This is a genomic window from Pseudoduganella sp. GW821-FHT12E03, from assembly GCF_058807115.1.
The window spans coordinates 385952-412331 of sequence record NZ_JBXAQJ010000002.1 but is presented as its reverse complement, the minus strand read 5'-3'; the positions used below and the strand labels follow the sequence as shown (position 1 = coordinate 412331).

Below are 26380 nucleotides of genomic sequence, written 5' to 3'. Positions count from 1 at the left end.
TTAGTACTTGCGATTTGGCAGTTCTTTGGCCGCCACGTCGGCCGGGAACACCCCTTCGTTGACGACGATGCGCTTGTCCACCGGCTTGCCGTCCACGACCTTGCGCGCCGCCTCCATCAACTGTGGGCCCAGCAGCGGGCTGCATTCCACCGTCACGTTCAGCTTGCCGGCAATCATGGCCTGGAACGCGCCTTTCACGCCGTCGATCGACACGATGATGATGTCCTTGCCCGGTTTCAGGCCCGCTTCCTCGATCGCCTGGATCGCGCCGATCGCCATGTCGTCATTGTGCGCATACAGCACATTGATCGACTTGCCCATCGATTTGAGGAACGCTTCCATCACTTCCTTGCCCTTGGCGCGGGTAAAGTCGCCAGTCTGGGTGCGCACCACTTTCAGCTTCGGATTGCCTTTGATGATTTCCTCGAAGCCGGCCTTGCGGTCGATCGCGGGGGCCGAGCCCACGGTGCCCTGCAATTCCACGATGTTCAGCGGCTTGTCGCCGTTTTTCTTCGCATACTCGAGCAGCCAGCGGCCCGCCTTGCGGCCCTCTTCCACGAAGTCGGATCCGATCAGGGTCGCGTACAGCGAAGGATCGCTGACGTTGACGGAACGGTCGGTCAGGATGACCGGGATTTTCGCGGCTTTGGCTTCGCGCAGCACGGTATCCCAGCCCGATTCCACCACGGGCGAGAACGCGATCAAGTCCACGCGCTGGGCGATGAACGAGCGGATCGCCTTGACCTGGTTTTCCTGGCGCTGCTGCGCGTCGGCGAATTTCAATGTCACGCCTTCTTTTTTGGCGGCATCCTTGATGGAGGCGGTATTCGCGGTGCGCCATTCGCTTTCAGCGCCCACCTGGGAAAAACCGATCACCAGCGGCTTGGCGGCCATGGCGTGGGGGATAACGGCCGTAGCCAGTGCCAGCGCGGCGCCAGCCAGGATAGTCCTGCGGATTGGGTGCATGCTTGTCTCCATAGTTGATCTTGGTGCTGTGGCTATGGTAGGAGAAAGCCAAATATCATTCCAATTCAATTTTTCACGCATGCGATACCAAAATTGGTATCATGCAGTATTGCCAATCACACCAGAGAACGCGATGAAAAACTTGCCGACTTCCCCCCGTCAGTTGTTCTGCCTGGCCCTGACGCTGTTTGTTCCCATGATACTGTCAGTGGCGCTGGTTTGCTGGGCGCCGCCCAAGCCCGGTCACACGTCCACCGACACCCTGGTCGCCGGCGGCATCGTGGCAGCCGTCGTGCTGTTGTTGATCGCCATGATGGCAGCCGCCGCCATGCGCCACGCGATCGACATTTCACCACACGCCATCGTCGTCCGGCACAGCATGTACACCTTGACGCTGGACCGCGCCGCCGTTACGTCGGCCACGGTGCGCGCCATCGACTCCATCGACGAAGCGGGACTGACCACGCGGAAGAATGGCACGGCCGTGTTTGGCTATTATTCCGGCTGGTTTTGGGGCAAGCGCGGCGCGCTGACGTTTTGCGCCGCCTCGGCCACGCCGCTGTACCTGGCGACGCTGGAGGGCAGCACAACCTGCCGGCAACTGGTGCTGAGCGCCAGTCCGGAGATTGCGCGCGACATAGCGGCCTGGGCAAATTGCGCTTGACTGAACACCATTAAGGTTTGGCGGGAGGAGACTCCCCCGCTCCCTGTGTCTCACCGGCACGGCGCGCACCTTGCTGCGGCTTGGTATGCGCCACCAGCGCCGCCAGCAATTCCACATCGCTGTCCGGCGCCGCCTGCGGTTTCTGCTGCGGCGGCGCCGGTTTCTTGTGCGTTTTTGCTTTCGCGACTTTTTGTTCAGGCGCCCTGGCCTTGGCGATGCGCGTGCGCCGCTCCTTGGCCGGCGCGGCCTTGCGCGCTTTTGCCACGGCTTTACGCACCGGGGCGGCTTCGGCAGCCGCCGGCGGCGTATCGATAATGGTGGCCGCCGTAGTCGCCTTGTCGGCAGGCGGTGCGGCCAGCGCGGCCGCCAGGGCCACGGCGGGCGCGGCAGCCAGGGCGGCTGTGGCGGCCACGGCCGCGGGTTCCGCGCCGGACGCCGTATCCGATACCGTATCCGATGCCGTGCCCGGGCCGGCGTCTGAGACGGCGCCGGCATCCGCCGCGGGCAAGGCCCCCGCAGCGGCAACCCGATCGCCGCCAGGTGTCGCCCCGTCCGGCGCCGCGCCAGGTTCCAGCCCCTGCGCCACCTGCGCCACCTGCTCCATCGTGCTGACATCCCGCAGCACCATCGCCGCCGTGCAGCCCATCGCCGCCAGCACCAGCACGGTCCAGGTCACCAACTCTTTGCGTCCGGGCCGCACGCCCTTGCCGGCCGCCGCCGCATGACCGGTCTTGCCGTCCAGTTCGCTGAGGATATTGAGGGCCTCGCCCTGTCCCGACCCGGCCGATAGCAAGCTTGGCCTTGCCGTCGCAGGCCGTTGCGGTTCTTCGTTTTGCAAGATTGCCTCCTTGATAATTTTCGCGACTTTACCCGAAACAGCCTCATCACGATGTTCCGGTTCAATCGTGCGCGGCATTATCAGAACCACAATATATACTCCGAGCAATGTTTTTTGAATAACTTCACAGGTTTGCGGAGGCCGTAGTGGTTTTGTTGGTGGTGACGATGTACTTCGTGTTCGCATGCCTGGCGACCTGGCTGGTGCTGTTCCCGTCCGGGCGCGAAGTGCTGCTGGGCGCGCTGCACAAGACCGGCGCGCGCTGGCGCGGCAACTGGTCGCTGCTGGCGTCGCGCCTGCAGCGCGCCTCGGCGCAAGGCCGCCACGCCTCCATGTCGCAGTGGCAAGGCGTCACCGGCCTCCTCCGCAGCCATGCGCTGCTGTGCGCCGCAGGCCTGGCGTTGCTGTGCTTCCCGCTGCTGGTGGCGCTGCTGGCCGGCAGCCGCCCGGTCTTGCGCGGCTATGAACCGTCCACCCGCGAAGCCAATCCGCAGGTGGCGGCCCTGCTGGAGGGAGAGCAACTGGCCCCGCCGCCACCGCTGCCGCCGCTGGTGTTTACCAGCGCCGAAGTCGAACAAGCGCGCCCCATGACCGCCAGCGCCAGCCGCGACTGGGCCTTGCTGGACAAGGATTTCGCCCAGCGCCTGCTGCTGGCGTTCCGCATCATGAAAGAGCGCCACGGCTACGACATGGCGCTGCTGGAAGGCTACCGCAGCCCGCAGCGCCAGGATGCGCTGGCCGCGCTGGGCCCCGCAATCACCAACGCCACCGCTTTCCAGAGCTGGCATCAATACGGCCTGGCCGCCGATAGCGCGTTCATCCGCGACGGCAAGCTGGTCATCAGCGAACAAGATCCGTGGGCCATGCGCGGCTACCAGCTGTATGGCGAAGTGGCGCAATCGCTGGGCCTGACCTGGGGCGGCGGCTGGAAGATGCGCGATTACGGCCACGCGGAATTGCGCGTGCCCGGCGCAATGCAACGCCCCCGTGCAGTGCCCGACCCTATCCCCAACAACGCCGCACGGCCTTGAACCGCCCGCGCCGTCCGCAACACCAGGAACCCGACCTATGATCATCGACACACTCCGGTCCCAATTCACCCTGCGCAATGGCTTGCTGCTGGCCGGCTGGCTGGCCTTGGCCGCCGTCCTGCTGGCCGGAACAAGACTGCTGCGCTGGCCGGCATGGCTGCCGTGGGCCCTGCTGGGCGCATTGCTGGCCATTGCCTGCGCCTTCTGGCTGGGCCGGCGCATGCGCCGCCGGCGCGCGTCGCGCAGCCTGGGCGACATGCTGGAAAAGCAGGCCGCGCCCCGCGCCGATGCCATGCAGCGCCAGGAAACCGATGCGCTGCGCCAGCGCATGCTTGCCGCCATCACCACCATCCGCCAATCGAAGCTGGGCCAGTATGCCGGCAACGATGCGCTGTATGAATTGCCGTGGTATATGGTGATCGGCAATCCGGCCGCCGGCAAAAGCACCGCGATTGCCAGCTCCGGCCTGCAATTCCCGCTGGCCGACAGCAAAGTCGTGCAAGGCGTGGGCGGCACCCGCAACTGCGACTGGTTCTTCACCACCGACGGCATCCTGCTCGATACGGCGGGCCGCTATGCGGTGGCCGATGAAGACCGCGCGGAATGGTTCGGCTTTCTCGGCCTGCTGAAAAAACACCGGGCCAAAGCGCCGATCAATGGCGTCATCATTGCCGTCAGCGTGGCCGAACTGGCGGGCAACCGCCCGGAATTCGCGGTCAACCTGGCCAAGAGTTTGCGCCAGCGGGTACAGGAAGTCACCGAGCGGCTGGCCGTGCATGCGCCGGTGTATATCGTGTTCACCAAGGCCGACCTGATCAACGGCTTCAATGAATTTTTCCAGGATTGCGAGCTCGGCGAACGCGACCGGGTGTGGGGCGCGACGCTGCCCTATAACCAGCACGCCACCAGCACCCAGTTGCTGGACTTGTTCGACAGCCGCTTCGATGAATTGCACGAAGGTTTAAAGGACATGAGCCGCGCCAGCATGGCGCTGCAATGGCGTGAACACATGCCGCCGGGCGTATTCACGTTCCCGCTGGAATTCGCATCCATCAAGGGGCCCCTGCGCACCTTTGTCGCCACCCTGTTCGAGGAAAATCCCTTCCAGTTCAAGCCGGTCTTCCGGGGCTTTTATTTCACCAGCGCGCTGCAGGAAGGCGAAACCGTGTCGGCCTCGTCGCAGCGCGTGGCGCAGCGCTTCGACTTGAAATTGCAGGCGCAGGATCACGGCGCCACGCACCAGCAGCAAGGATATTTCCTGCTCAACCTGTTCCGCCAGGTGATCTTCGCGGATAAACAGCTGGTCGCGCAATACGCCAGCCCGGCCCGCACCCGCATGCGCTACGCCGCCTTCATCGGCGCGATGGCGGTGGCCGGCCTGGCGCTGGGCGGCTGGAGCTGGTCGTACATGAACAACCGCCAGCTGGTGGCCAATGTCGAAGCGGACTTGCAGCAGGCCGCGCGCCTGCAGGACAAGCGCATCGACCTGCAATCGCGCCTGCAGGCGCTGGAAGTCCTGCAGGACCGCATCGAGCAGCTGGACAACTACAAGCAAAGCCGCCCGCTGGCGCTGAGCCTGGGCCTGTACCAGGGCCAGGCGCTGGACCGCAAGCTGCGCGAAGAATACTTCCAGGGCGTGCGCGCCGTGATGCTGGCGCCGGTGGCGCAATCGCTGGAAGCGTTCCTGGCCGAGGCCAATGGCGCGGAGCTCGCGCCCGCCAACGCGGCGGCAGCCACCACCGGCACTGGCACCGGCCCCATTCCCGGCGCGGCGCCGCGCCCGGCCACCGCAGCCGCCCCGGCCGCAGCGCAGCCATTCAAGGACGCCTCGCCCACCAGCGCCGAAGACGCCTACAACGCGCTGAAAACCTATCTGATGCTGGGCGACCGCACCCGCGCCGAAGCGGGCCACCTGAACGACCAGTTGACCCGCTACTGGCGCGCCTGGCTGGACGCCAACCGTGGCGCCATGCCGCGCGAACAAATGATCCGCAGCGCCGAGCGCATGATTTCGTTCTACCTGGCGCAAGTCAACGACACCTCGTGGCCCACCATCGACAACAAGCTGACCCTGGTGGACCAGAGCCGCGAGAAACTGCGCCGCGTGGTGCGCGGCTTGCCGGCCCGCGAGCGCGTGTATGCCGACGTCAAGGCCCGCGCCGCCACCCGATTCCCATCGATGACCGTGGCCCGCATCGTCGGCGACCAGGACAAGGATCTGCTGCTGGGCAGCCATGCGGTCCCCGGCAGCTTTACCCGCGAAGCGTGGGAAGGCTACGTGCAGGACGCATTCCGCGAAGCCGCCAACGGCGCCATGCAGAGTGCGGACTGGGTGCTGAAATCGTCGTCGAAAGATGACCTGACCCTGGAAGGCAGCCCGGAGCAAATCCAGAAGTCCCTGGTGGAACTGTACAAGAACGACTACGCAAAGGAATGGCAGAAATTCATGCAGGGCGTGACCATCCGCGATCTCAACGGCTTCGAACAGGCGGCGGCCACCATGAACCGACTGGGCGATCCGCAACTGTCGCCGCTGCAAAAAGTGGTGGCGGCCGTGTACCAGCAAACGTCGTGGGACAACCCGACACTGGCCGATGTCGGCATGCAGCAGGCGCAGCGCGGCGTGGCCGCGTGGTTCCGCGAAACCATCCTGCGCCAGGCGCCGGCGCAAGTGAATATCACCATGCCCACGTCGGCCAACCCGGCCGGCGCGGCCCAGCCCCTGCCTTTGGGCCCGGTGGGCCGCGAATTCGCCGGTGTGGCCCGGGTGGTGGTGGCCAAGGACAAGGACGCGTCGCTGATGCGCGGCTACATGGACCATTTATCGAAGCTGCGCGGACGCATCAACCAGATCCGCAACCAGGGCGACGCCGGTCCCGGCGCCAAGCAATTGATGCAGCAGACGCTCGATGGCAGCGGTTCCGAACTGGCCGATGCGCTGCGCTATGTCGATGAACAAATGCTGGTCGGGATGAGCGACGCGCAAAAGCAGGCCCTGCGTCCGCTGCTGGTGCGTCCGCTGATGCAAACCTTCGCGGTCATCGTGCGTCCTGCCGAAGAGGAAATCAACAAGGTATGGAGCGCGCAGGTGTTGACACCGTTCCGCCGCAGCCTGGCCCTGAAATATCCTTTCGCCACCGAATCGAAGGCGGAAGCGACCAATGCGGAAATCGGCGAAATCTTCGGTCCGTCCGGCGCCATCGCGAAATTCTTTGACGCCACCGTCGGCCCGCTGGTGGTGCGCCGTGGCGACACCTTGAGCAGCCGCACCTGGGCCGACATGGGCATCAACCTGATACCGTCCGTGGCCACCGGTTTTCCGGCCTGGGTCGCGCCGCTGAACGCGGCCGGCGTCGCCAATGCCGCCGCGGCCAGCGGCGGCGAAGCGCAGACCAAATTTGAATTGCAGGCGCTGGGCGCCACCGGCGCCACGGAATTCACGATAGAAATCGATGGCCAGGCGCTGCGCTGGCGCGGCCAGCCGCAGCCGTGGGTGCGCATGGTGTGGCCGAATCCGCAGGGCGTTCCCGGCGCCCGCATCACCGCCATCACGCCGGAGGGGCGCTCCGTCGTGGTACTCAACGAACCGGGCCACTTCGGGCTGAAGCAAATGATCGACGGGTCCAACCGCAAACGCAAGGATGGCATGTTTGAATTGACGTGGAATAACGGCGGCGTCACGGTGTCCGCCAACCTGAAGGTCGAAGCCGCCCCGCCTCCGCCACCGGCCCCGGTGCCGCAACAAGCGTCCGGTTTCAAACGCCTGCGCCTGCCCGACAGTGTGGTCGCCCCGGCCCCGGCCGGGAACGTGGCCGCTGCCACCGCTGCCACAACTGCCGCGACTGCGGGCAACCTGGCAGCCACGGAGGTACAGCAATGAGCCGTGGCATGACACCGGCCGGTATCGGCTATTTCGGCAAGATCCCCGGCCGTGGCGACTTCGTCAAGGCCAGCGACAATCCCGCGCTGCTGAAAGTGCTCGACGACTGGCTGGCGCGCGCGATGGACTTGCTCAGCACCGACGCGCGCTGGAAGCTGACGTACGATGCGCTGGCGCCGCTGCATTTCGCCTTTGTCGGGCCGCGCCGCCGCCATGCGATCGGCGGGCATATCGTCGCCAGCAGCGACCAGTCCAGCCGCCGCTTCCCGTTCCTGATGGCCAGCAGCATGGAAGCGCAGGAGCCGGCCGGCTTCGTGCCCTATGCGCCGCTGGTGCTGGGCCGCCTGTGGGCCCGGCTGGAATTGCTGGCCGACGGCGTGGTGCGCGCCACCGAACCCACTGGCGCATTGCAAGCCGCGTCGGCCCAGGTGGTGGAACTGGATTTGCGCCCGGCCGCCTATGAAGCCGCCTTCAGCGACTTCATGGACATGCAAACCATCGGCTCGCTGGAAGCCATGCTGGCGCAGGCCGGCTTTACCGGTTCGGTGCGCCAGGTGCTGCTGGCACTGGGCATGCTGCTGCAGCCGGTGTTGGCCAGCAGCTCCAGCCGGCTGGAAAAAAGCCTGCTGCTGCCGCTGCCGCACGACCCGCTGTACCGCAGCCTGGTGGCGGCCTACTGGATGCACGTGATCACGCCGTTCCTGGCCCGCGCCGATTTCGAACTGGCGCTGTTCCTCACGCACCTGGCGCGGCAACCCGTGCTGGTACTGGGTTTTTCCGGCGCATCGGCGCATACCCTGCAAGCGATCATGGACCCGCAAGTCGGGATCGATCACCACATCGCTTTCGACCAGCTGGACTGGGTGGAAGAACAGGCCAACGCCGATTATGCCGGCAAGAAGATGTCCGCTTACCTGTCGCAACCCAATTTATCGCTCAAGTCCGCGCTTGCCATGCTGCACGCGGCGTATACCGGAGCCTGACCCATGCGAATGCCACTATCCTTATTCTTCGCCATGCTGCCGGCCGCCGCCGCCTATGCGCAAGCGCCGGTTCCTGCCGCCCCCCTGCCCGGCCAGGTGCTGGCCAGCGGCGCCGTGCCCGATGAAGCCAGCAAGGCCGCCGTGCTGGCCAAACTGCGCGAAGTGTATGGCGCCGACAAGGTGGTCGACCAGATCACGGTCGACCAGGTGGTCACGCCGGCCAACTGGAACGCCTATGTCCAGAAACTGATCACGCCGGAACTCAGGCAGATCAGCCGTGGCCAACTGAAGATCGACGGCAGCACCGTCACCTTGCGCGGCGAAGTCGCCAATGAGGCGCTGCGCCAGAAAGTCGCCGGCAATGTGGCCGGCAGCCTCAATCCCACCTACACCGTCAACAATGCGCTGCGCGTGCCGGCCGGCGAACAGCGCATCCTCGACAATGCGCTGGGCAACCGTATCGTGGAATTTGACAGCGGCCAGGCAACCCTGACGCCATCGGGCCGCGCCATCCTCGATGAAATGGTGGCCGCGCTGTTGAAGGTCAAAGGCCGCAAGGTGGAAATCATCGGCCACACCGACAGCCTGGGCTTGCGCGCCACCAACCTGGGCCTGAGCCAGGCCCGCGCCGACGCCGTGAAAACCTACCTGGCCGGCCACGGCATCGATGGCAACTTGCTGGCCGCCAGCGGCCAGGGACCGGACCGTCCGGTGGCCGGCAACGATACCCCGGAAGGCCGCGCGCGCAACCGCCGCATTGAATTCCGCCTGGCGCAATAAGGAGCCCCATGTTTACCGCACAACAACTGCTTGAACCGATCAGCACCTCCCAGCCGGGCGGCAGCGACCTGGCTTTTTCCCCGGAACTCGACGCGATAGCCCATGCCCGCAAATTCGACGACCCGTCGCTGGACCAGGGTGAATGGGTCACGGATTTGAAGGAAGCCGACTGGGGCTTCGTGGTGGAGCGCTGCGCCGCGCTGCTGGCCACGCGCAGCAAGGACTTGCGGCTGGCCGTGTGGCTGGCCGAGGCGTCCGCCCACCGGCACGGCTTGGCCGGGCTGGCGGAAAGCTGGACCGTGCTGGCCGGCCTGCTTGAACGCTATTGGGACCAGGGCCTGTATCCCGAAGCGGACGACGACCAGGAACAGCGCATCGGCAACGTGGCGTGGATCCTGGCGCGCACCCCGGCCCTGCTGCGCGGCATTCCGGCGGCTGGCGCGGCGGCCGCCGACGCGGCGGCTTGCATGGATGCGCTGCGGGCATTCGAGCAGGCGGCCGATGCCAGGCTGGGCGCGGACAGCCCCAGCTTCACGCCGGCACGGGAAGCGCTGCAGGCACTGATCCATGCCATCCCGCAAGAGGCAAAACCCGCCTCCCTGGCGCCGGCGCTGCATGCCGGCGGCTGGGAACAGCCGGTCACGGCGCCACCACCCGGTGTACTCACCAGCCGCACACAAGCCGTGACCTTGCTGCGCACCGTCGCCCAATTTTTCCGGAAGACCGAACCGCATAGTCCAGTGTCATACTTCGCCGACAAGGCCGCCGATGCCGCCGACCTCGATTTGCATACCTGGCTGCGTTCCGTCATTAAAGACCCCGCGTCGATGGAACATGTGGAAGAATTGCTGGGGGTCAAAGGACGGACCAGCAGCTAACCCGCCAATTACGCCCGCGCCGACGCCGGCAAGCCAAACACCGTATCAAACGCCCAGCTGAAGGCAAACGTATACGCCAGGAAGAACAGCACCAGCCCAAAGTCGAGCAGGAACGCGTGCCACAGGCTGATGCCGAGCCACCACGCAAACAGCGGCACCAGCATGGCCAGCATGCCGGTTTCAAACCCCACCGCATGGGCGACGCGCCGCGCCACGCCGCGGCCGCGCTTGGCCTGGCGCGCTTCCCACGCTTCGAACAGCGTGTTGTACGCCAGGTTCCACACCACGGCAATCGTCGACGAGGCCACCGCCGCAATGCTGGCGTGGCCCGCGCCATGATCGGAAAACATCGTCAAACCGACCGTGGTGCAGCCGATCGCAATCAATTCGAAAAACGTCACATACACGACTTTACGCAGGGGTCCTTGCACGGCCAGCCTCCTTCGGTGAGTGGGAATGGCTGGACTATATGTGTGTTTACCTGATATAAAAAGTCAGAACCTTTCATTTTTATTGATAGATCATGGCGTTCACCAGCGACACCGTTGCCCTCTTCCTCGCCGTGCTCGATCACGGTTCCTTTTCCGCCGCCGCGCGCGCCCTGGGTAAAGTGCCGTCCGCCGTCAGCATGGCCATCGCCCAGCTGGAAGCGGAACTGGATTTAGCGCTGTTCGACCGGGTCGGCCGCGAACCGCGCCCCACCGACGCGGCGCGGGCGCTGGAGCCGCGCGCGCGCCAGCTGGCCAGCCAGTTGCGCCAGCTCGATGCCCATGCGCTGGCGCTGCACGCGGGACTGGAGCGGCGGCTGACCATCGCCATCGCGCCCGACCTGATGGCCGCGCCGTGGAGCGCGCCGCTGGCCGTGCTGGCGCAGGAATATCCGGCGCTGGAAGTCGACGTGCTGTCGGCCACGCAAGCCGATGCGCTGCGCATGCTGCACGAGGGCGAAGTGCACCTGGCGCTGGTGTATGAGCGGGAGCGGGTCGATGACCGGGAAGCGTTCGAGGAAGTCGGCAGTGAATTGCTGGTGGCGGCGCTGGCCGCCAGCCATCCACAAGCCGCCGACGGGGCGCGGCGCTTGCGGCTGGAAGACTTGCTCGACATGCGGCAAATCGTGGTGGCCAGCCGCGAAGGAAGGGACAACCCCGACCACGATCCCCGCTATGTGATCTCGCGCCAGGTGTGGCGCACCGACAGCCAGCACGCCACCCTCAGCCTCGTGCAGTCCGGCCTCGGCTGGGCTTACCTGCCGCGCGCGCTGGTGCAGCCGCTGACGGCCGCCGGGTCGCTGGTGGAAATCGATTTCGACAACATCAGCAACAAGCTGCCGTTGTGGGTGGATGTCGTTTGGTCGCGTGAACGGCCATTGGGGCTGGGCGCACGGCGGTACATTGAGTTGATGCGGGCGGGCCGGAGCAGAGAATGAAGACGGGGCGATATTCCGTAGAGCGGTAAGCCGCAGGCTTGCCGGGTGTGCCGAGCCGCCATGCTTGCGGAACGGCTGCGGTTGATATCGCCGCGACGCATGCATGGCGGCTTCCGCTGCGCGGAAACCACCCTACGGGACGGGCGATAACACAGAGATCCGCTGTGTGGCCTGGCGTAATTCAGCGGATCGTATATTTAAACCGCCCCTGCCTGTCCGCCCCCACCTTGATTTTCGCAATCGCGGCGCCTTCGGCCATCTTCGCCAGCACCGCCTCGCCAATCTCCGGCAACAGCGTCCCGTTCAAAATGTGGTCCACGTTGCGCGCCCCGGAATCGACCTCCGTGCAGCGCGCCAGCACGGCTTCCACCAGTGCCTTGTCCCAGGAAAATTCCGCCTTGTGGTTGTCGGCAATGCGGCGGCCAATGCGGCCCAGTTTCAAGGCGATGATTTCCACCAGCACGTCATCGGCAATCGGGTAAAACGGCACGGCCTTCAAACGCCCGAGGAATGCCGGCTTGAATTGCTTCATCAGGTGCGGGCGGATCAGCGCTTCCAGTTCCTCGACAGAAGGCAACTCATCGGCCGTTTTGTTCAGGCACGCCTGCATCAGGGTGGCCGACGCCACGTTCGACGTCAGGATGATAATGGTATTGCGGAAGTCGATCTCACGCCCTTCCGCATCGTCCATCACGCCCTTGTCGAATACCTGGAAAAACATTTCCAGCACATCCGGGTGCGCCTTTTCCACTTCATCGAGCAGCACCACGCTGTACGGGTTGCGCCGTACTGCTTCGGTCAGCACGCCGCCTTCGCCATAGCCGACATAGCCCGGCGGCGAGCCTTTCAGGCCCGACACGCTGTGCGCTTCCTGGTATTCGCTCATGTTGATGGTGATGAGCTTGCGCTCGCCGCCGTACAGCACGTCAGCCAGCGCCAGCGCGGTTTCCGTCTTGCCGACACCGGACGGTCCCACGAACAGGAACACACCCTTCGGCTTGTTCGGATCATCGAGCGCGGCGCGCGCCGTGCGCACCCGCTGTGCAATCGCCGCCAGCGCATGCGGCTGCCCCAGCACCCGTTCCGCCAGTAAGCCTTGCAGGTTCAATACAGTCTTGATTTCATCCTTGACCATCTTGCCCAGCGGGATACCGGTCCAGCCGGACACGATGGCCGCCACCACGCCGCCATCGACCTGCACCGGCACCAGCGGCGTTTCGCCCTGCAGCGCGATTAACTGGTCTTGCAGCGCCTTTAAATCCTTGCCCCGGCTAGTGTCAGGCGGGCCGCCCGCTTCCAGCACCACGCGCTCCGCCGTGATGTGCGCCGCCAGTTGCTTTTCCTGTTCCCAGCGCGCCGCCAGCGCTTCATGTTCCTGCGCGGCCGCCTCGCGTTCGGCCTTCAGCTGCGCCAGCCGTGCGCCGTGACTTGCACCGCCCACTTGCACTTCGCGTTCCAGCGCGGCGGCTTCCACGCCATTGCGCTCGATCTTGCGCGCCAGCCGTTCCAGCTGCGCCGGCGTGGCGTTCTGGCCCAGCGCCACGCGGGCGCAGGCGGTATCGAGCACGCCGATCGCCTTGTCCGGCAACTGGCGGCCAGTGATGTACCGGTGCGACAGGCGCACCGCTTCCGTAATGGCTTCATCCGCAATGCGCACCTTGAAATGCTGTTCCATCAGCGGCGCCATGCCGCGCAACATCGCGCACGCCAGTTCTTCGCTGGGCTCTTCCACTTTCACGACCTGGAAGCGCCGCGCCAGCGCCGCGTCCTTTTCAAAGTATTTTTTGTACTCGGCCCAGGTGGTGGCGGCGATCGTGCGCAATTCGCCGCGCGCCAGCGCCGGCTTCAGCAAATTGGCGGCGTCGTTCTGCCCCGCCTGTCCGCCGGCGCCGATCATCGTGTGCGCCTCATCGATAAACAGCACGATCGGACGCGGGCTCTTGCGCACTTCATCGATGACGTTTTTCAGGCGGTTTTCAAATTCCCCCTTGACGCTGGCCCCGGCCTGCAGCAGGCCCATATCGAGCACGTGCAACTGCACGCCTTGCAGCACGTCCGGCACGTCGCCCGCCGCGATGCGCAGCGCCAGCCCTTCCACCACGGCGGTCTTGCCGACCCCGGCTTCCCCGGTCAGGATCGGATTGTTCTGGCGGCGGCGCATCAGGATGTCAATCGCCTGGCGGATTTCGTCGTCGCGGCCAATCACGGGATCGAGCTTGCCGTCGAGCGCACGCTGCGTCAGGTTGCTGGTGTACTGGTCCAGCGCCGGCGTTTTAACCGGCAGCGACGCCGCAGCGGCTTCCCCGGCTTCGTCCGCCGGCGCCGCCCCCTGCGCGGTCACGGGCGCGTCGGCTTCCTGCGAACCGGCCGCGATGACGTCGAGCTTATGGCGGATCTGCTCCACTTCAAAGCGGGCAAACTGGCCCGACGTACGCTGCGCCAGCTGCGACAATTCCGCGTCCGTCAACAGCGCCTGCAGGATATGCGCGCCGCGGATCTGCGCCACGCGCCCCGGCCGGATGTCCAGCGACGCGATCAGCCACGCGTGCTCCAGCAACTTCGGCAAGCGTTCGGAAAACACCGGCGTGCGCGTGTTGCCGTTCTTGAAGCCGGCAATTTCCGCCTGCAAGTCCGCTTCCAGCGCGCCCGCCGCGATACCGCAGCGGCGAGCGATGATGCTGATGTCGCTGCCCGGCTGTTCCAGCAGCGCCAGCAGCAAATGCTCGATGTCGACCTGGTACTGGCCCAGCGACACGCAAATGCCGGCCGCGCGCGTGGCGGCGTCGCGGCAAGTGTCGTTCAATTTGCCGATCAGCGTTTTCAGGTTGATGGTCATAACAATTCCTTGGATTCTCTTTAAATAGTATGGATTTCATAGCGCACATCGGCGCGGTCGCGCGCAGCACCGCCATGCGGTAAATAACTGTCCCAGCCCAGCCGGGTCCCGCCCATGCCGCCCATGCCGCCATCGAGGCAGGCGCCCAGGACCTCATCGGCGCGCAGCACCAGTTGCACTTCATATTCCAGGGTCACGCCAGTAAACATCGCCAGCATGTTTTTCAAGGCGGCGGCCGCCGCGCCGCCCGGCAGGAATGCCACATAGCTGGCGTAGTCGAGCGGACCGATGACCAGGCGCAGGCGCAAGTCGCGCTGCCAGACCCGCGCGCCGGCCAGGGCGCTGCCGCCCAGCACCGCGTTGGCGCCGCCCAGCGCGGTCTGCTGCGCCGGCGGCACGTCATACCAGCAGCCGATAAATTGTTCGAGCACGACCCGCTGGCCAAAGTATTCCGACAGCACGCGCGCCAACTGGGTGGCCGATGCGGGCTTTTGCCGCACCATGGCGGCAAAATACGCCAGCGATTCATCGCGCACGCCGTCTTTCCCGCCATCCATCCCGCCGCCCAGGCGGCGCCGCAGCGCGCCATGGCCCAGTCCCGCCAGCGACAGCAGCAGCGGCATGAAGCCATCCTTGCCCGTCACCTGGTACTTCAATTCCAGCCGGTACTTGCGCCACGCTTCATAGAACAGCGCCAGCGAACGGCTGGAAAACGCATCGAGGAAGGCGCGCGGCCCGTCGTCGCGCTGGTACAGCGCGTGCGACGCGATGCGCTCCGTGTAATGCGACGGCAGCGCGCCATTGGCGCCCAACAATCCCATGAACGTGGGCGTGATGCGCACGTACTTCAATCGGGCCGTTTGCAGCGCGGCGCCCAGCGCCTGCGCGTCGCGCGGCAGCCCCGCCGGTTCCGCCTGCAACGATTCGATCTCACTGGCGGGAAACGCCAGCGAGGTGGAATTGTGGAAGCGCACGAAGTTCGCCAGCGCATCGTCCTGGGCATTGCCATGGCGGCGCAGCCACAGTTCGAGCATGCGCACCGCCTGGAAATATTCGAAGCGGTACGGCTCGGCGAACAGGCGCTCGATTACAGCAGGCTCAAATCGCCGCTTCGTGGCTGGCATCGCAGCAATTCCTCTCCGGTTTGATGGGATACCACGACCAGTTGCGCGAAGCTGTTGGCGTGGACGTACAGGCCCAGGAAGCGCTCGACCAGGTGGGCAAACGCGTGGATGCCGCTGCCGACGAAGGCTTCCTCGTCGATCGCCAGCCGCACTTCCATGCCGCGCACCAGGCAGGCAAAGGGGTTGCCGGGCAGCCAGGCATTGGCGCCCTTGTGGGCGATGCCGCGCACCCCGCCAATCAGGCGCTGGGTGGACGGGGAACGGGGCAAGTCATACAGCGCCAGCATTTCACGGAAGGCATCGAGTCCGTCTTCATCGAGCGACAGGTGGTTCAGCGACAGGTGCGAAATCAGGCGCCACTGCGCGCCGCCGCCCCGCTCGAAACGGTACGAGGGCGTCGGTTTGCGCAACAGGCTGACGGCGCGCACCATCGAGCCGCCCTCCATGAACAGGTCGCCGCCACGCGCGCCGTACGACAGCAGCAGGGGCAAGTCGCGGTTGGTGCAGCTCAACTCGAGGCTCAGGGTATCGGTTTCCACGGCGGCGGGATCGAAGTCGATGTCGACGATGGAAATTTCGGTTTCATAGCCGGGACTTTTTTCCGCCACCGCGTCATTGCGGCGCGCCACCCAGTAGTGGCCATGCTTTTCCGGCGCCTGCCCATGGCGCAGGGAGTAAAACGGACGGAAGGTGGTGATGGATTCGCCTTGCGGCGTTTGCCGCACCAGGCATACCGATTCGATCGCCTGCACTTCATAGGCAAAGGCGCGGCGCGCATCGGCCAGCACCGGATAACTGGCGGTGGTATGTGTCAGGCGGATCGGTTCGCCGCGCTGGCGAAACAGGTTCACCACCGGCGTGCAGCCGGTCAGCAAATGGTTGACGGACAACGGCGCCAGTACCCGCGCCACATTGGAATCGGTACGCAGGCCGGACAGGGCCAGGTGGATCGTCACCTGCCGGCTGCCCGATGGCAGCACCCGAGCCAGCGCGCCCAGGTCGATGTCGATGAAGTTGAATTTGTCCGGGAAGCAGAAATACTCGGTCAACAGGCGGTACGCCGCGTGCGAGCGGGCGGAAAAGTCGATCAGCGCATCGTCTTCGCCGAAGCCGGCCTGCGCCAGCGGCGAAGCGGGCAATGGGCGCCAGCGGCCGTCGCCGTCGCCTTCCGCATAGACCGCCACGGTGCGCATGAACAGCGCGTCGCGCAGCGCGGCGCAAAACGATGGTTCGCCATCGATAAACAGGCGCAGCTTGTCCAGCCCCAGCTGCAAAGGGCCGGCCTGCGCCGAGGTGGCGGACAGGGTGATGCTGATGCTTGATGTGGCGCCGCCTGGTGCGCGCAGCGGCTCCGGCATGGCGAGAATCGGATTGAACACCGCCTGCGTGACGGCAAGCGGCGCCACGGTCACGGGATACGCCGTGCGGAATGTGCAGGCGGCGCCCTTCACGGGGCGCGATGTCAGCTGCGTGCCGCGCGGGATCCGCGTGGCGGAGGCCAGTTGTTCGGCGGCGCCGCCGGTATCGAGGCGGGCGATCGAGCAGGACGGGAATGGCCGCAGGTAATGCGGATACATCGCCTCGAACATGGCTTCGGTGAATTCGGGGTAATCGTCATCGAGGCGCTTGGCGATGCGCGAGTTCATCAGCGCGAACGATTCGATCATGCGCTCGATGTGGGGGTCTTCGCAGACTTCGCCGCTCACTTGCAGGCGGCCCGCGATTTTCGGATAACGCTCGGCGAATTCGCGCGAATGCCGGCGCAGGAAGCCAAGCTCCCTTTCGTAATACGGTAACAGCTGTTCCAAGGTCAGGCTCCCGCAAGCGCCTGGCGGCGGCCCTTGCTGATGGTGTAGTGCTGGCTCGAAGGCTGCAGCACGGCGTCGAAATTGACCGGTTCCTGGGTGCTGCTCGCCACCAGCAGCGCGGAAATATTGAAGCCGAGGCGGTTGATCGCCCCTTCCCGCACTTCCAGCGACGCTTCGACATTGCGCAGGCGCGGCTCGTGGCGCACGATGGCGCGCTCCAGCGCGCGGCAAATCGCGGCGCGGTCATCGGTGCTTGACAGCGACATGCCGGCAAAGTCGGCCAGGCCATAACTGGCGATGGAGCGGCCACATTCAGGGAACCGCTTGAGCAAGTCTTCGCGCACCACGGTGCGGGTATTGAGCAGGGCTTCCAGGTCGCGCGCCACCGCGTCTTTTACTTCGTCCACCGACAGGCGCGCAATGGCGCCGGTTTCGCTGCCCTGGACGCCCAGCAGGCGGTCAAGCAGGCCGGGGGTGTAGCCTTTGATCGGCATGTTATCTCCGAATCCGCAGGGCGGTAAGCCGACGGCTTGCCGCCCCACGGATATCAAGTCAGGACGATGCCTGGATTACGCAATGCGGTTGGTCGACAGATCCCAGCCGCCCGAGGTATTGCCGCCGGTGCCGCCAGTGACTTTCTGCTGGGTGTACTTCCACTTCACTTTCGAATACTTCAGCGACACGTCTTCCGACAGGATGTCGCCTGGACGGATGGTTGGCGCCACGCTCGAGATCAGCACGTTTTCCAGTTCGATCTCGAAGTACTTGACGCGGTCGCCCTGGCCGTCGGCGCGCAGGAATTCCAGCTTCGCTTTCGGAATGGTTTTACCTTGCGAGCAGGTCTGCAGCAGGATCGGCGTGGCCAGGTCGGCCAGCTTGGAGATCAGCACGTCTTTGTGCTCGGTGCGCTCGGCAGTGTGGCCGCCGCCGGTGGAAGCGGTGGCGGATTTTGGCTGCAGCACGCCGAAATCAACCGATTTCACTTCGATCCAGTCCTTGTGGGTCTGGTCAGTGGATTCGCCTTTGATGCCGTCGATTTGCAGATATACGTCGATTGCCATGTTTTTCCTTTCAGTAGGTAATGGGCTTGGTTAGTTTTTGGTCGTAGGAAGCTCCGCGACCAATCGGAGCGATACTGACAGCTCATCGAGCTGGAAATGGGGACGCAGGAACGACACGGCGCGGTACACGCCCGGACGGCCCGGCACTTCGGACACTTGCACCGACGCTTCGCGCAACGGGAATTGCGCTTTCTGTTCCTGGCTGGCGTTATCGTCCAGCAGCACATACTGGGTCAGCCAGCGGTTCAGGTAGTCTTCCACGCTGGAAGCGGCGGCAAAGCTGCCGATCTTGTCGCGCATCATGGCTTTCATGTAGTGCGCGATGCGCGACACGGCAAAGATGTATTGCAGTTGCGACGACAGCACCGCATTGGCGTTGGCGGCCTCGCTGTTGTATTTCTTGGCTTTCTGGACCGACTGGGCGCCAAAGAAGGCCGCGTAGTCGGTGTTCTTGCAGTGCACCAGCGAGATGAAGCCAAGGTCGCTCAATTCTTTTTCACGGCGGTCCGTGATGGCGATTTCAGTCGGGCACTTCAGCGCCACTTCACCATCGTCGGTCTTGAAGGTGTGGGTCGGCAGGCTTTCCACCAGGCCGCCGCCTTCCACGCCGCGGATCGCCGCGCACCAGCCAAAGTCATCAAAGGCCGAGGTCAGCTTGGCGCCGAACGCGTACGCGGCATTGCACCACAGGTATTTGTGGTGGTCGGCGCCGTCCACGTCTTCCACGAAGTTGAAGCCTTCGGTGGTGGCGCCATCGGCCGGGTTGTATGGCAGGCGGCCCAGGAAGCGCGGCAGGGTCAGGCCGACATAGCGCGCATCTTCCGATTCGCGGAACGATTTCCACTTCATGTATTCGGCCGTGTCGAACACCTTGGCCAGGTCGCGCGGTTTCCCCAGGTCGCCGTAGCTTTCCAGGCCAAACAGTTCCGGCGACGCGGCGCTGATGAACGGCGCATGGGCGGCGGCGGCCACGTGCGACATCTGCTCGATAAAATACATGTCTTCCGGCTGGCGCGTGATATCGAAGTCGCCCAGCAGCGCGCCAAACGGCGCACCGCCAAAGGTGCCGAATTCCTCTTCATAGATCTTGCGGAACATGGTGCTCTGGTCGAATTCCAGCGCGCCCTGGAAGTCCTTGACCAGTTCACGCTTGGTGGCGTTCAGCATCTTGATGCGCAGGTGCTGGCCGGACGCGCTGTTTTTCACCAGGTAATGCAGGCCGGTCCAGCTGGACTCCAGCTTCTGGAATTCCGGCGCATGCATGATGGCCGAGAGCTGGCTGGAAATCAGGCGGTCCAGTTCCGCCACGCGGGCATCGATGGTGGCGCCCAGGTTGTCGGAGACCACGACCGTGCCCTCCATCACCTGGTGTACCAGCTCGGTGATCAAGTCTTTTGCGCGCGCATGTTCGGTGCTGGAACGGGCCACGCGGCTTTGCTCGACGATCTGGTCCAGCAGCGCCGGTTCGTTGACGGTTTCCAGCGCGGTGGCATTGGCTTCAGGGGTCAGTACGGCGGACATGCTTACTCCTTCTCGGTCGGGGCCTGGGCGGCGCGGCTCAGTTGCGCCAGCTTTTCCGTGTTGGACAGCACATCGCTGAGGATGTCTTCCAGCTTGTCGTTGCCGGCCAGTTTGTTGCGTAAGTCGGCCAGGCGGGTACGGGCTTCCAGCAGCTTGCGCAGCGGTTCGACCTGCTCCACCACGGACTCCGGACGGAAGTCATTCATCGACTCGAACGTCAGGTCCACCGAAAAGGTGCCGCCTTCCGGTGTCAGTTCATTGGCGACGCGATAGGCCGCGCGGGGCGCGATCCCTTTCATGACGTCGTCAAAGCTTTCACTGTCGACGCCGACGAACTTGCGTTCCTTGAGTTTCTTTTGTTCGATCTGCGAAGCGCCGGCAAAGTCGCCGACCACTCCCATCACGAACGGCAATTCCTTGCTTTCCACGGCATCGCCGATTTCAACGTCATAGCTCATCTGCACCCGCGGGGCGCGGACTTTTTGCAGCCGTTTCTGGACACTTTCATTCCTGGACATGGCATTCCTCTTCTGGGTGAGTTACTTCAGGGCGCTGAACGGATCGGCGCTGGACGTTTCGCGCTTGACGGGCGCTTTTTTCGCGGTGCGGGCCGGGGCGCGCGCCGGCGCGGCGGCCGTCACCGGCTGCGGCGGCACCAGCACGGTCTCGCCCAGGCTTTCGCGCAGCAGCTTGGCCAGGTCTTGCGATTCGGTGCGCAATGGCCCGGTCAGGTTGTTCTGGCGGCTCAGGTCGGCCAACGCGCGGGTCGACAGGCGCAGGCCCGACACGGCGATGATGCTGTTTGCCACCTGGTCATTCGGGTCGCGCACCAGGGCTTCCTGGGCGCTGACGATGGCTTCGCCATACTGGCCGGCGTCATAGCGGGCCTGGGCGATGCTGACCCACGGCGTCTTTTCAGACGGGAAGGCGGCGGCGGTCTGCTTCCACAAGGTGACGGCCTGCTCTTTCTGGCCGGTCGACGCGGCTTGCGTGGCTTGCGCCAGCAAGTCGTTCATCGACGGCTTGGGAATGTCCGCGATTTTCGGCGGCGTGCTGCAAGCGGCCAGGAAAATGGTGGCGGTGGCGGCCGCGGCCAAGCGGCCCAGGTGTTGAATTGATTTCATTGCTCCCTCAATCTTGTTCGTCATCGATGCAAAGTTACCAATGATTTATTGATAACATTCACGGAGCGCAACGTTATCAGAAATTTATTTTTTGCTGCGTTCAATTGAAATCCGTCAGGAAACTTTCTGAATGCAATGCATTGCGCACGATTGAAAAACAGCTGAGCGCCAAGTTTCCCGGGGAAATGTTAGTGTTCGACCGTTCGAAAATTTCTATTTTGATAAGATGGCCAGCAAAGTCCTTTGGGGCGAGGGTTTATTCCTGCGTCCCCAGCATTTCCAGCAGCAAGACCGGTACCACGAGTACCGCCTGCATGAGAGCGTGAGAGCGCTGCACCCGTATGCGTGGGGCGTCGCGCGCCTCGAAATCGACCAGGACGCGCTGGCCAACAATGCGCTGCGCGTGCTGGACCTGGCGCTGCGCTTTGCCGACGGCGAATTGATCGATGCGCCGGGCCAGGACGCCCTGCCCGATCCGGTGGACCTGGGCCAGTTGCCGCACAGCCAGCAGACCGTCACGTATTACGCCGCCCTGCCCGCCTTTAAACCGTTTGGCGCCAATTTCACGATGCAGGGACAAGCCGGCAATGGCGTGCGCTTTGTGCAAAGCGACGACGACACGCCCGATCTGTACACCCAGGCCGCGCCGGCGCGCCTCACTTACCTGAAAAAATCCGTGCGGCTGGTGGCCGATCACGATGCGCGCGATTCGTATACGCACTTCCCGCTGGTGCGCTTGCGCCGCGCGGCCAGTGGCGGCTTTGAACTGGACCCCACCTTCATTGCGCCCAGCCTGTCGATCCGCAGCGCGCCGCAACTGTTCCTGCAATTGCGCCGCCTGGTCGATGCGCTGCAAGCCAAGGTCGCCGCGCTGCAAGGCCACCACCGCGAACCGAGCCGCCACGTGATGGAATTCCGTTCGGGCGACATGTCGTCCTTCTGGCTGCTGCATACCGCCAATACCGCGCTGGCCAGCCTGACGCATTACTTCCACCATCCGGCGCTGCACCCGGAACGGCTGTATGAACAATTGCTGTCGCTGGCCGGCGGCCTGATGACGTTTTCGACCAGCTGGACCCTGGCGGACTTGCCGCCTTACCAGCACGGCGATCCCGGTCCCGCCTTCGCGAAACTGCACCTGGTGATCCGCGAATTGCTGGACACCGTGATTTCCTCGAAATACTTCGCCATCGCCCTGCGCGAAGTGAAACCTTCGTACCACCACGGCATGCTGGAATCGCAAAAGATCGACGACAAGACCGTGTTTTACCTGGCCGTGTCGGCCGACATGCCGGCGGTGGAACTGGTCGATGTGGTGCCGCTGCGCCTGAAGGTGGGCGCCCCGGACGACGTGGAAAAATTCGTGCTGTCCGCCATGCCCGGCGTGCGCCTGCAATATGCGCCGCAAGTGCCGGCGGCGATCCCGGTGCGGCCGGACGCCAGCTATTTCCTGGTCGAGGGCAAGGGGCAAATGTATGAACGCATGTTGCAGGCGCAGTCGGCCTGCATTTATGCGCCGTCGGGCCTGCGCGGCCTGAAGCTGGAATTACTGGCCATTGCGGCCTGAATCACCTGGAGACACTTCCATGAACGACATGGCTACACCCGGCCTGGGGCGCGCACCCGGGCCCTCACTTGCGCCGTCGCTGATGCAGGGCCCCGCTGCCGCGCCGGCCACGAACCGCCCGCAATCGCTGCAGGATTTGATGTATGACGGCTTTTATGCGCTGTTCATGCTGAAAAACGGCAGCAGTCCGCAGGACGATGCCGCCTTTGCCGCGCGCATGACGCAATTCCTCGACGAATTCGGCCGCAACGCGCGCCGCCACGGCGCCTCCGCCGACGACATCGACGCCGCCAAATATGCGTTTTGCGCGACGGTCGATGAAACCATCCTGCGTTCGCCGTTCGCCATCCGGGAAGCGTGGGAAGTACGCCCCCTGCAGCTGCAGTTATTCGGCGACCAATTGGCCGGTGAAAATTTCTTCGTGCGGCTGGACGCGCTGCGCACGCGCGGCGCGGCCCACCTGCAATCGCTGGAAGTGTTCCATATGTGTTTGCTGCTGGGCTTCCAGGGCCGCTACCTGCTGGAGGGATCGGAAAAGCTGGCCTACCTGACCGGCCGCCTGGGCGAGGAAATCGCGCAAATGAAGGGCCGCCGTGGCGGCTTTGCACCGCACGCGGAACGGCCCGACCAGATCGCCCACAAGCTGCGCAGCGATTTGCCGCCGTGGGTGCTGGCGTCCGTGTTCGCGCTGGTGTGTGTGCTGGGCTATGCGGGCCTGCGCACGTCGCTGGGGCGCCATACGGAACAGCGCCTGGCGGCTTACCACGACGTGGTGAAAATGGCGCCGCGCACGGCGCATCTCACCATTACGCTGCCTTAGCGTTCCCGGGGGGCATAGGCGGTGACGCGCTGCCGCTTCACCCGATCAAGAGCTGGATTGACTGATTGCGGCTGCGGCCTGCGAACGCAATAAATTCAGCGGCGCCGTCAGGTGTCCAAAGGAGCAGCAGGTTGGGCGAAAGCGTCTTAGAGGCGAAAGACACGAGACACCTTCTCTACCTCGTGTGGAAGCGCGCCTTCAGCCGCTATAACTCGATCCATTACATGATGCCATTTGACATCACGCTCTGAGTAGATCATTTCGCCTATTTGTCCAAGCAATGCTGCAGCATGTTGCCATGAGATCGAGCGGGACGTTCCGGTTAGACGGTCCAGATTTTTTGGCTCTGAATAGCCCAATTTTTCAATTTCGTTTGGCCCCAGGTCTCGCGTAAGGATCTCTAAGAAAAGCCAATACTCACTGCTATCCGTTCCGTGAAAAATAGCCGCGAGCGATCCTCCATCTCGGATCATTTCAACGCTATCAACTATTGCAATCGGCGGCAGCATGTTCAGGCCCACATGCTTGCTCAGCGGCGCGCGGAAGCGGGCAACGTCCGCTGTAGCGCGTCCGCGGGAGCTAATGGTTGGACGAATGCGGGCTTAATCTTCGTGGTAACCATCGAACTCCCACTCTAGAAACCTGCAAAGTTGATTTGTAGCGTCCTCCCACCGATCCGCATGAATTCCAGCGATCAATCGTCCGAGCATCCGCTTTGCCTCATTCCAGTCGAACTCGGGCATCAGAAGGTAGGCGTGTCCCCAGCGCACTTCCGCATACGTCAGGAGAAAGTTTGGAGTTACGATATGAAAGTTGAACTGGTCGGCACCGGCGGAATTTCGGGGACCAATGTCAGCGCACATCAGGACGCAACAACAGGCCGGGTCTGCCGGAAGACACGGTTCGTTCAGCTCAATGCTGAAAATACCTTTCAGTTCGATCTGCATGGAAGTACGCGCTAACGTAGAGCTAAGCGGCTCGCGTCAGCGCGTCCGGCGGAACGAAGTGGAGCGAACTTGAGCGCCATGTTGGGCGATATTCTAGCGCGGCGCACGGCGGCGACACCAAAACACAAATGTGGCGGCAAAAACAATCGGCAACACCGCATCAACGACGGAAATAAGCGTCTGGTTTTCGGAGTACGGTAGTCTAGCGGTAAACGCCCACGACAGGATAGCGCCGACGAAGCAAAATGCAATTCCACCAACTCGATAGCGCTTGAGCGGCGACGCAAAGCACAGCACGCAAACCGTGGCAATCACTGCAAGAAGCTGTATATATATTGTGACAAAAATATCTTGCCCATGCGCAGACGCGGATGCCGAGTATGCGATAAGGAAAGCGGCCGAAAGAATTCTCCAGATCATTAGAGTACCCAACGAAAAGTCACTGGCTGCCGGAACGCGCAGCGTGGAGGCAGTCCAGTGGACTGCGGGGTTAGCCAGCATTTTCTTGCATTCTATAGTAGCAGGCCAACAAGGCAGTCAAGTCTTCCTTACCTCGATAGAACTCCTCTTCCAACGCTCCGAAGCGTGCGGTATCGCGAATACCATCAAGCGAATGCTGGCGGAGCTCACGATCTACAGGCGGGAGCGAGTCGGGAAATTCTGAATTCGCAGCACCGAGTAGGGTAGCAGTGTTCTTCGCACCTATTTCAAGAAGTGCCTTTACCGTAGGGATAGCTAAATCGCCTGCAGAATTGAAATAGTATTGATCAAAACCTCCATTATTAACTTCAGCTTCAAGCAGCCAGACACCAACCCCAATGATCTCGTCGCTGGAAAGCACCTCTGGGCCGTGATTGATGTATTTATCAATCCACGGACTAATAATATAAAGGACGTAATCGAAGTCTGTCATTCTAGAGCTAACGTTAAATAGCCGTCAAATTGACGGTTTAACAAATTTTACCACGCCCGTTTCCAAACCCTTCGGTAAGCCCCGAGCCCAATTCCCTACCGCACATGAACATAAAACCTCCCAAGCCAGGAGCAAAAACATCATGCCGCCCGAGAAAATTCAACCTGCTGGACCAAGTCCGCGCCTTGATCCGCAAGATGCATTACAGCATCCGCACAGAACGGATCGACGTCGATTGGACGCGCAGGTACCTCCCCCAGTTTTTTCAATCTTACTAATTCGCGCGATCGGCTGATACCGGCCGCTTTCCGATCCCCTCCCGATCTTTCGCCCCGGCGGGAACTTAATGCTGCGGCACCTGTCCAAGTTTTAGTAACCGTTATAGCGAAGCCGCGCGACTTCGTTTTGGGTAGCAATCGATAGCGAAATCGGTTTTTCGGGAGGAGACCACCATGTCCTACATTCACCGCAATATTCACATGCCCACGGATTTGCTCATGGCATTCAGCAAGCACATCGGCCTGTCCTGGAGTGGGATTGAAATCGAGGGGGCGATTTGCGATGCGCTTGCCTCTGCCATGAAGCCACAGCAAGCGCATGAGCAAACACCCGAGGTGGACGCTGCCAACGGCTACCAGTGGAAACAAGTCTTCCTGCCGGAAGGTACGGTATTGCGGGCCAGCTTCGGGCGACAGCCTTACTACGCAGTGGTGCAGAACTCCGAAATCAAATATGGGCAGTTCACCCTGTCGCCGTCGGCTTTCGCCAACCTGCAGGGCAGTGGCAACCGCAATGCGTGGAAGGCGGTCTGGCTGCGTTTTCCGGGCTTCAAGGACTGGGTGCGCGCCGATGAATGCCGCACTGTGCGGCGGGCAGTGACTGCGCGGATGTTCGAGCCGGATCAGGCGGCGGGATCAATCGAACCGGAGGCAAAGCCTGCTATTCCGATCGGACCTCACCAGCAACGCTACACTGAAAAGCCCCCGATGCAGCATGAGGTCATTCCCCTTTACCAGTTGCTTCGCGACTTCCCCGAAGATGAAGCTGACACCACCGATCCGGCCCCGGCAAGCGATGAACCCAGCCGACAGGCACATCCTGCGCCGGATTCTTCCCCTTCCGGCAAGAAGCGCAGCAGGCGTCAGCGCAAGGCCGGCAAGAACAACGCGAAAAAGCGGCGCGAGAGGACTCCCGGCAATCCGCGATGAACTTC

The 26380-nt window shown here is 63.4% G+C and carries 25 protein-coding genes; 10 read left to right on the top strand and 15 right to left on the bottom strand.

Features of this window, described 5'->3' with window-relative positions:
- Complete coding sequence (locus AC1RRC_RS05500) at positions 1-966, bottom strand: ABC transporter substrate-binding protein (protein WP_493054259.1); 966 nt, start codon at positions 964-966, stop codon at positions 1-3.
- Between the two features lie 133 nt (positions 967-1099).
- Between AC1RRC_RS05500 and AC1RRC_RS05495 the strand changes: the two genes are divergently transcribed.
- A complete protein-coding gene (locus AC1RRC_RS05495) occupies positions 1100-1630 on the top strand; it encodes a hypothetical protein (RefSeq protein ID WP_493054258.1) in 531 nt (176 codons plus the stop codon).
- A 10-nt stretch (positions 1631-1640) separates the two neighbouring features.
- On the opposite strand, the gene AC1RRC_RS05490 is transcribed toward AC1RRC_RS05495, so the two are convergent.
- Complete coding sequence (locus AC1RRC_RS05490) at positions 1641-2468, bottom strand: hypothetical protein (RefSeq protein ID WP_493054257.1); 828 nt, start codon at positions 2466-2468, stop codon at positions 1641-1643.
- A gap of 146 nt (positions 2469-2614) precedes the next feature.
- Between AC1RRC_RS05490 and AC1RRC_RS05485 the strand changes: the two genes are divergently transcribed.
- The 5 genes from AC1RRC_RS05485 to AC1RRC_RS05465 are packed head-to-tail and all read left to right on the top strand — an operon-like array spanning position 2615 to position 10020.
- A complete protein-coding gene (locus AC1RRC_RS05485; protein ID WP_493054256.1) occupies positions 2615-3499 on the top strand; it encodes a M15 family metallopeptidase in 885 nt (294 codons plus the stop codon).
- A 37-nt stretch (positions 3500-3536) separates the two neighbouring features.
- A complete protein-coding gene (gene tssM / locus AC1RRC_RS05480; RefSeq protein WP_493054255.1) occupies positions 3537-7379 on the top strand; it encodes a type VI secretion system membrane subunit TssM in 3843 nt (1280 codons plus the stop codon).
- Positions 7376-8362 carry a type VI secretion system-associated protein TagF gene (gene tagF / locus AC1RRC_RS05475; RefSeq protein WP_493054254.1) on the top strand — a complete coding sequence of 329 codons (987 nt, stop codon included), beginning with the start codon at positions 7376-7378 and terminating at the stop codon, positions 8360-8362. The genes tssM and tagF overlap by 4 nt, the downstream gene beginning before the upstream one ends.
- A gap of 3 nt (positions 8363-8365) precedes the next feature.
- The gene (locus tag AC1RRC_RS05470; RefSeq protein ID WP_493054253.1) at positions 8366-9142 is read left to right on the top strand and encodes an OmpA family protein; all 777 of its coding nucleotides are present in this window, start codon (positions 8366-8368) and stop codon (positions 9140-9142) included.
- An 8-nt stretch (positions 9143-9150) separates the two neighbouring features.
- Positions 9151-10020 carry a type VI secretion system ImpA family N-terminal domain-containing protein gene (locus tag AC1RRC_RS05465; protein ID WP_493054252.1) on the top strand — a complete coding sequence of 290 codons (870 nt, stop codon included), beginning with the start codon at positions 9151-9153 and terminating at the stop codon, positions 10018-10020.
- Between the two features lie 8 nt (positions 10021-10028).
- On the opposite strand, the gene AC1RRC_RS05460 is transcribed toward AC1RRC_RS05465, so the two are convergent.
- Entirely contained in the window at positions 10029-10451 is a 423-nt protein-coding gene (locus AC1RRC_RS05460; RefSeq protein WP_493054251.1) for a PACE efflux transporter, read from the bottom strand.
- Positions 10452-10543: 92 nt separating this feature from the next.
- On the opposite strand from AC1RRC_RS05460, the gene AC1RRC_RS05455 reads away from it, so the two are divergent.
- Positions 10544-11446: a LysR family transcriptional regulator gene (locus tag AC1RRC_RS05455; RefSeq protein WP_493054250.1), complete on the top strand. Its 903-nt coding sequence runs from the start codon at positions 10544-10546 to the stop codon at positions 11444-11446.
- 181 nt (positions 11447-11627) lie between these two features.
- On the opposite strand, the gene tssH is transcribed toward AC1RRC_RS05455, so the two are convergent.
- From tssH to AC1RRC_RS05415, 8 genes are all read right to left on the bottom strand, one after another.
- Positions 11628-14282: a type VI secretion system ATPase TssH gene (gene tssH, locus AC1RRC_RS05450; protein ID WP_493054249.1), complete on the bottom strand. Its 2655-nt coding sequence runs from the start codon at positions 14280-14282 to the stop codon at positions 11628-11630.
- Positions 14283-14302: 20 nt separating this feature from the next.
- Positions 14303-15406, bottom strand: a complete 1104-nt coding sequence (tssG, locus tag AC1RRC_RS05445) for a type VI secretion system baseplate subunit TssG (RefSeq protein ID WP_493054248.1) — start codon at positions 15404-15406, stop codon at positions 14303-14305.
- Positions 15370-17214: a type VI secretion system baseplate subunit TssF gene (gene tssF / locus AC1RRC_RS05440; protein ID WP_493054247.1), complete on the bottom strand. Its 1845-nt coding sequence runs from the start codon at positions 17212-17214 to the stop codon at positions 15370-15372. The genes tssG and tssF overlap by 37 nt, the downstream gene beginning before the upstream one ends.
- 2 nt (positions 17215-17216) lie before the next feature.
- Positions 17217-17702: a type VI secretion system baseplate subunit TssE gene (gene tssE / locus AC1RRC_RS05435; protein ID WP_493054698.1), complete on the bottom strand. Its 486-nt coding sequence runs from the start codon at positions 17700-17702 to the stop codon at positions 17217-17219.
- Between the two features lie 81 nt (positions 17703-17783).
- Positions 17784-18275 carry an Hcp family type VI secretion system effector gene (locus AC1RRC_RS05430; RefSeq protein WP_493054246.1) on the bottom strand — a complete coding sequence of 164 codons (492 nt, stop codon included), beginning with the start codon at positions 18273-18275 and terminating at the stop codon, positions 17784-17786.
- A gap of 30 nt (positions 18276-18305) precedes the next feature.
- On the bottom strand, positions 18306-19796 hold the full coding sequence (gene tssC, locus AC1RRC_RS05425; protein ID WP_493054245.1) for a type VI secretion system contractile sheath large subunit: 1491 nt from the start codon (positions 19794-19796) through the stop codon (positions 18306-18308).
- 2 nt (positions 19797-19798) lie between these two features.
- Entirely contained in the window at positions 19799-20314 is a 516-nt protein-coding gene (gene tssB, locus AC1RRC_RS05420; protein WP_493054244.1) for a type VI secretion system contractile sheath small subunit, read from the bottom strand.
- A 21-nt stretch (positions 20315-20335) separates the two neighbouring features.
- Complete coding sequence (locus AC1RRC_RS05415; RefSeq protein WP_493054243.1) at positions 20336-20920, bottom strand: hypothetical protein; 585 nt, start codon at positions 20918-20920, stop codon at positions 20336-20338.
- A 226-nt stretch (positions 20921-21146) separates the two neighbouring features.
- On the opposite strand from AC1RRC_RS05415, the gene tssK reads away from it, so the two are divergent.
- Together tssK and icmH are read left to right on the top strand one after the other, a co-directional pair.
- The gene (gene tssK, locus AC1RRC_RS05410; protein WP_493054242.1) at positions 21147-22487 is read left to right on the top strand and encodes a type VI secretion system baseplate subunit TssK; all 1341 of its coding nucleotides are present in this window, start codon (positions 21147-21149) and stop codon (positions 22485-22487) included.
- A gap of 19 nt (positions 22488-22506) precedes the next feature.
- The gene (gene icmH, locus AC1RRC_RS05405; RefSeq protein ID WP_493054241.1) at positions 22507-23307 is read left to right on the top strand and encodes a type IVB secretion system protein IcmH/DotU; all 801 of its coding nucleotides are present in this window, start codon (positions 22507-22509) and stop codon (positions 23305-23307) included.
- A 146-nt stretch (positions 23308-23453) separates the two neighbouring features.
- Here the strand turns inward: icmH and AC1RRC_RS05400 are convergent, their stop codons facing one another.
- The 4 genes from AC1RRC_RS05400 to AC1RRC_RS05385 form a co-directional block, all read right to left on the bottom strand.
- On the bottom strand, positions 23454-23816 hold the full coding sequence (locus tag AC1RRC_RS05400) for a hypothetical protein (protein ID WP_493054240.1): 363 nt from the start codon (positions 23814-23816) through the stop codon (positions 23454-23456).
- A 93-nt stretch (positions 23817-23909) separates the two neighbouring features.
- Positions 23910-24254: an Imm8 family immunity protein gene (locus tag AC1RRC_RS05395; protein WP_493054239.1), complete on the bottom strand. Its 345-nt coding sequence runs from the start codon at positions 24252-24254 to the stop codon at positions 23910-23912.
- Positions 24255-24347: 93 nt separating this feature from the next.
- Complete coding sequence (locus AC1RRC_RS05390) at positions 24348-24755, bottom strand: hypothetical protein (RefSeq protein WP_493054238.1); 408 nt, start codon at positions 24753-24755, stop codon at positions 24348-24350.
- Positions 24745-25167 (bottom strand): DMP19 family protein, encoded by a 423-nt coding sequence (locus tag AC1RRC_RS05385; RefSeq protein WP_493054237.1) that lies wholly within the window; start codon positions 25165-25167, stop codon positions 24745-24747. Before AC1RRC_RS05385 ends, AC1RRC_RS05390 begins: the two co-directional genes overlap by 11 nt.
- A 452-nt stretch (positions 25168-25619) precedes the next feature.
- Between AC1RRC_RS05385 and AC1RRC_RS05380 the strand changes: the two genes are divergently transcribed.
- Positions 25620-26375, top strand: coding sequence for a hypothetical protein (locus AC1RRC_RS05380; protein ID WP_493054236.1), 756 nt, complete (start codon positions 25620-25622; stop codon positions 26373-26375).
- The last annotated feature ends 5 nt before the right edge of the window (positions 26376-26380 follow it).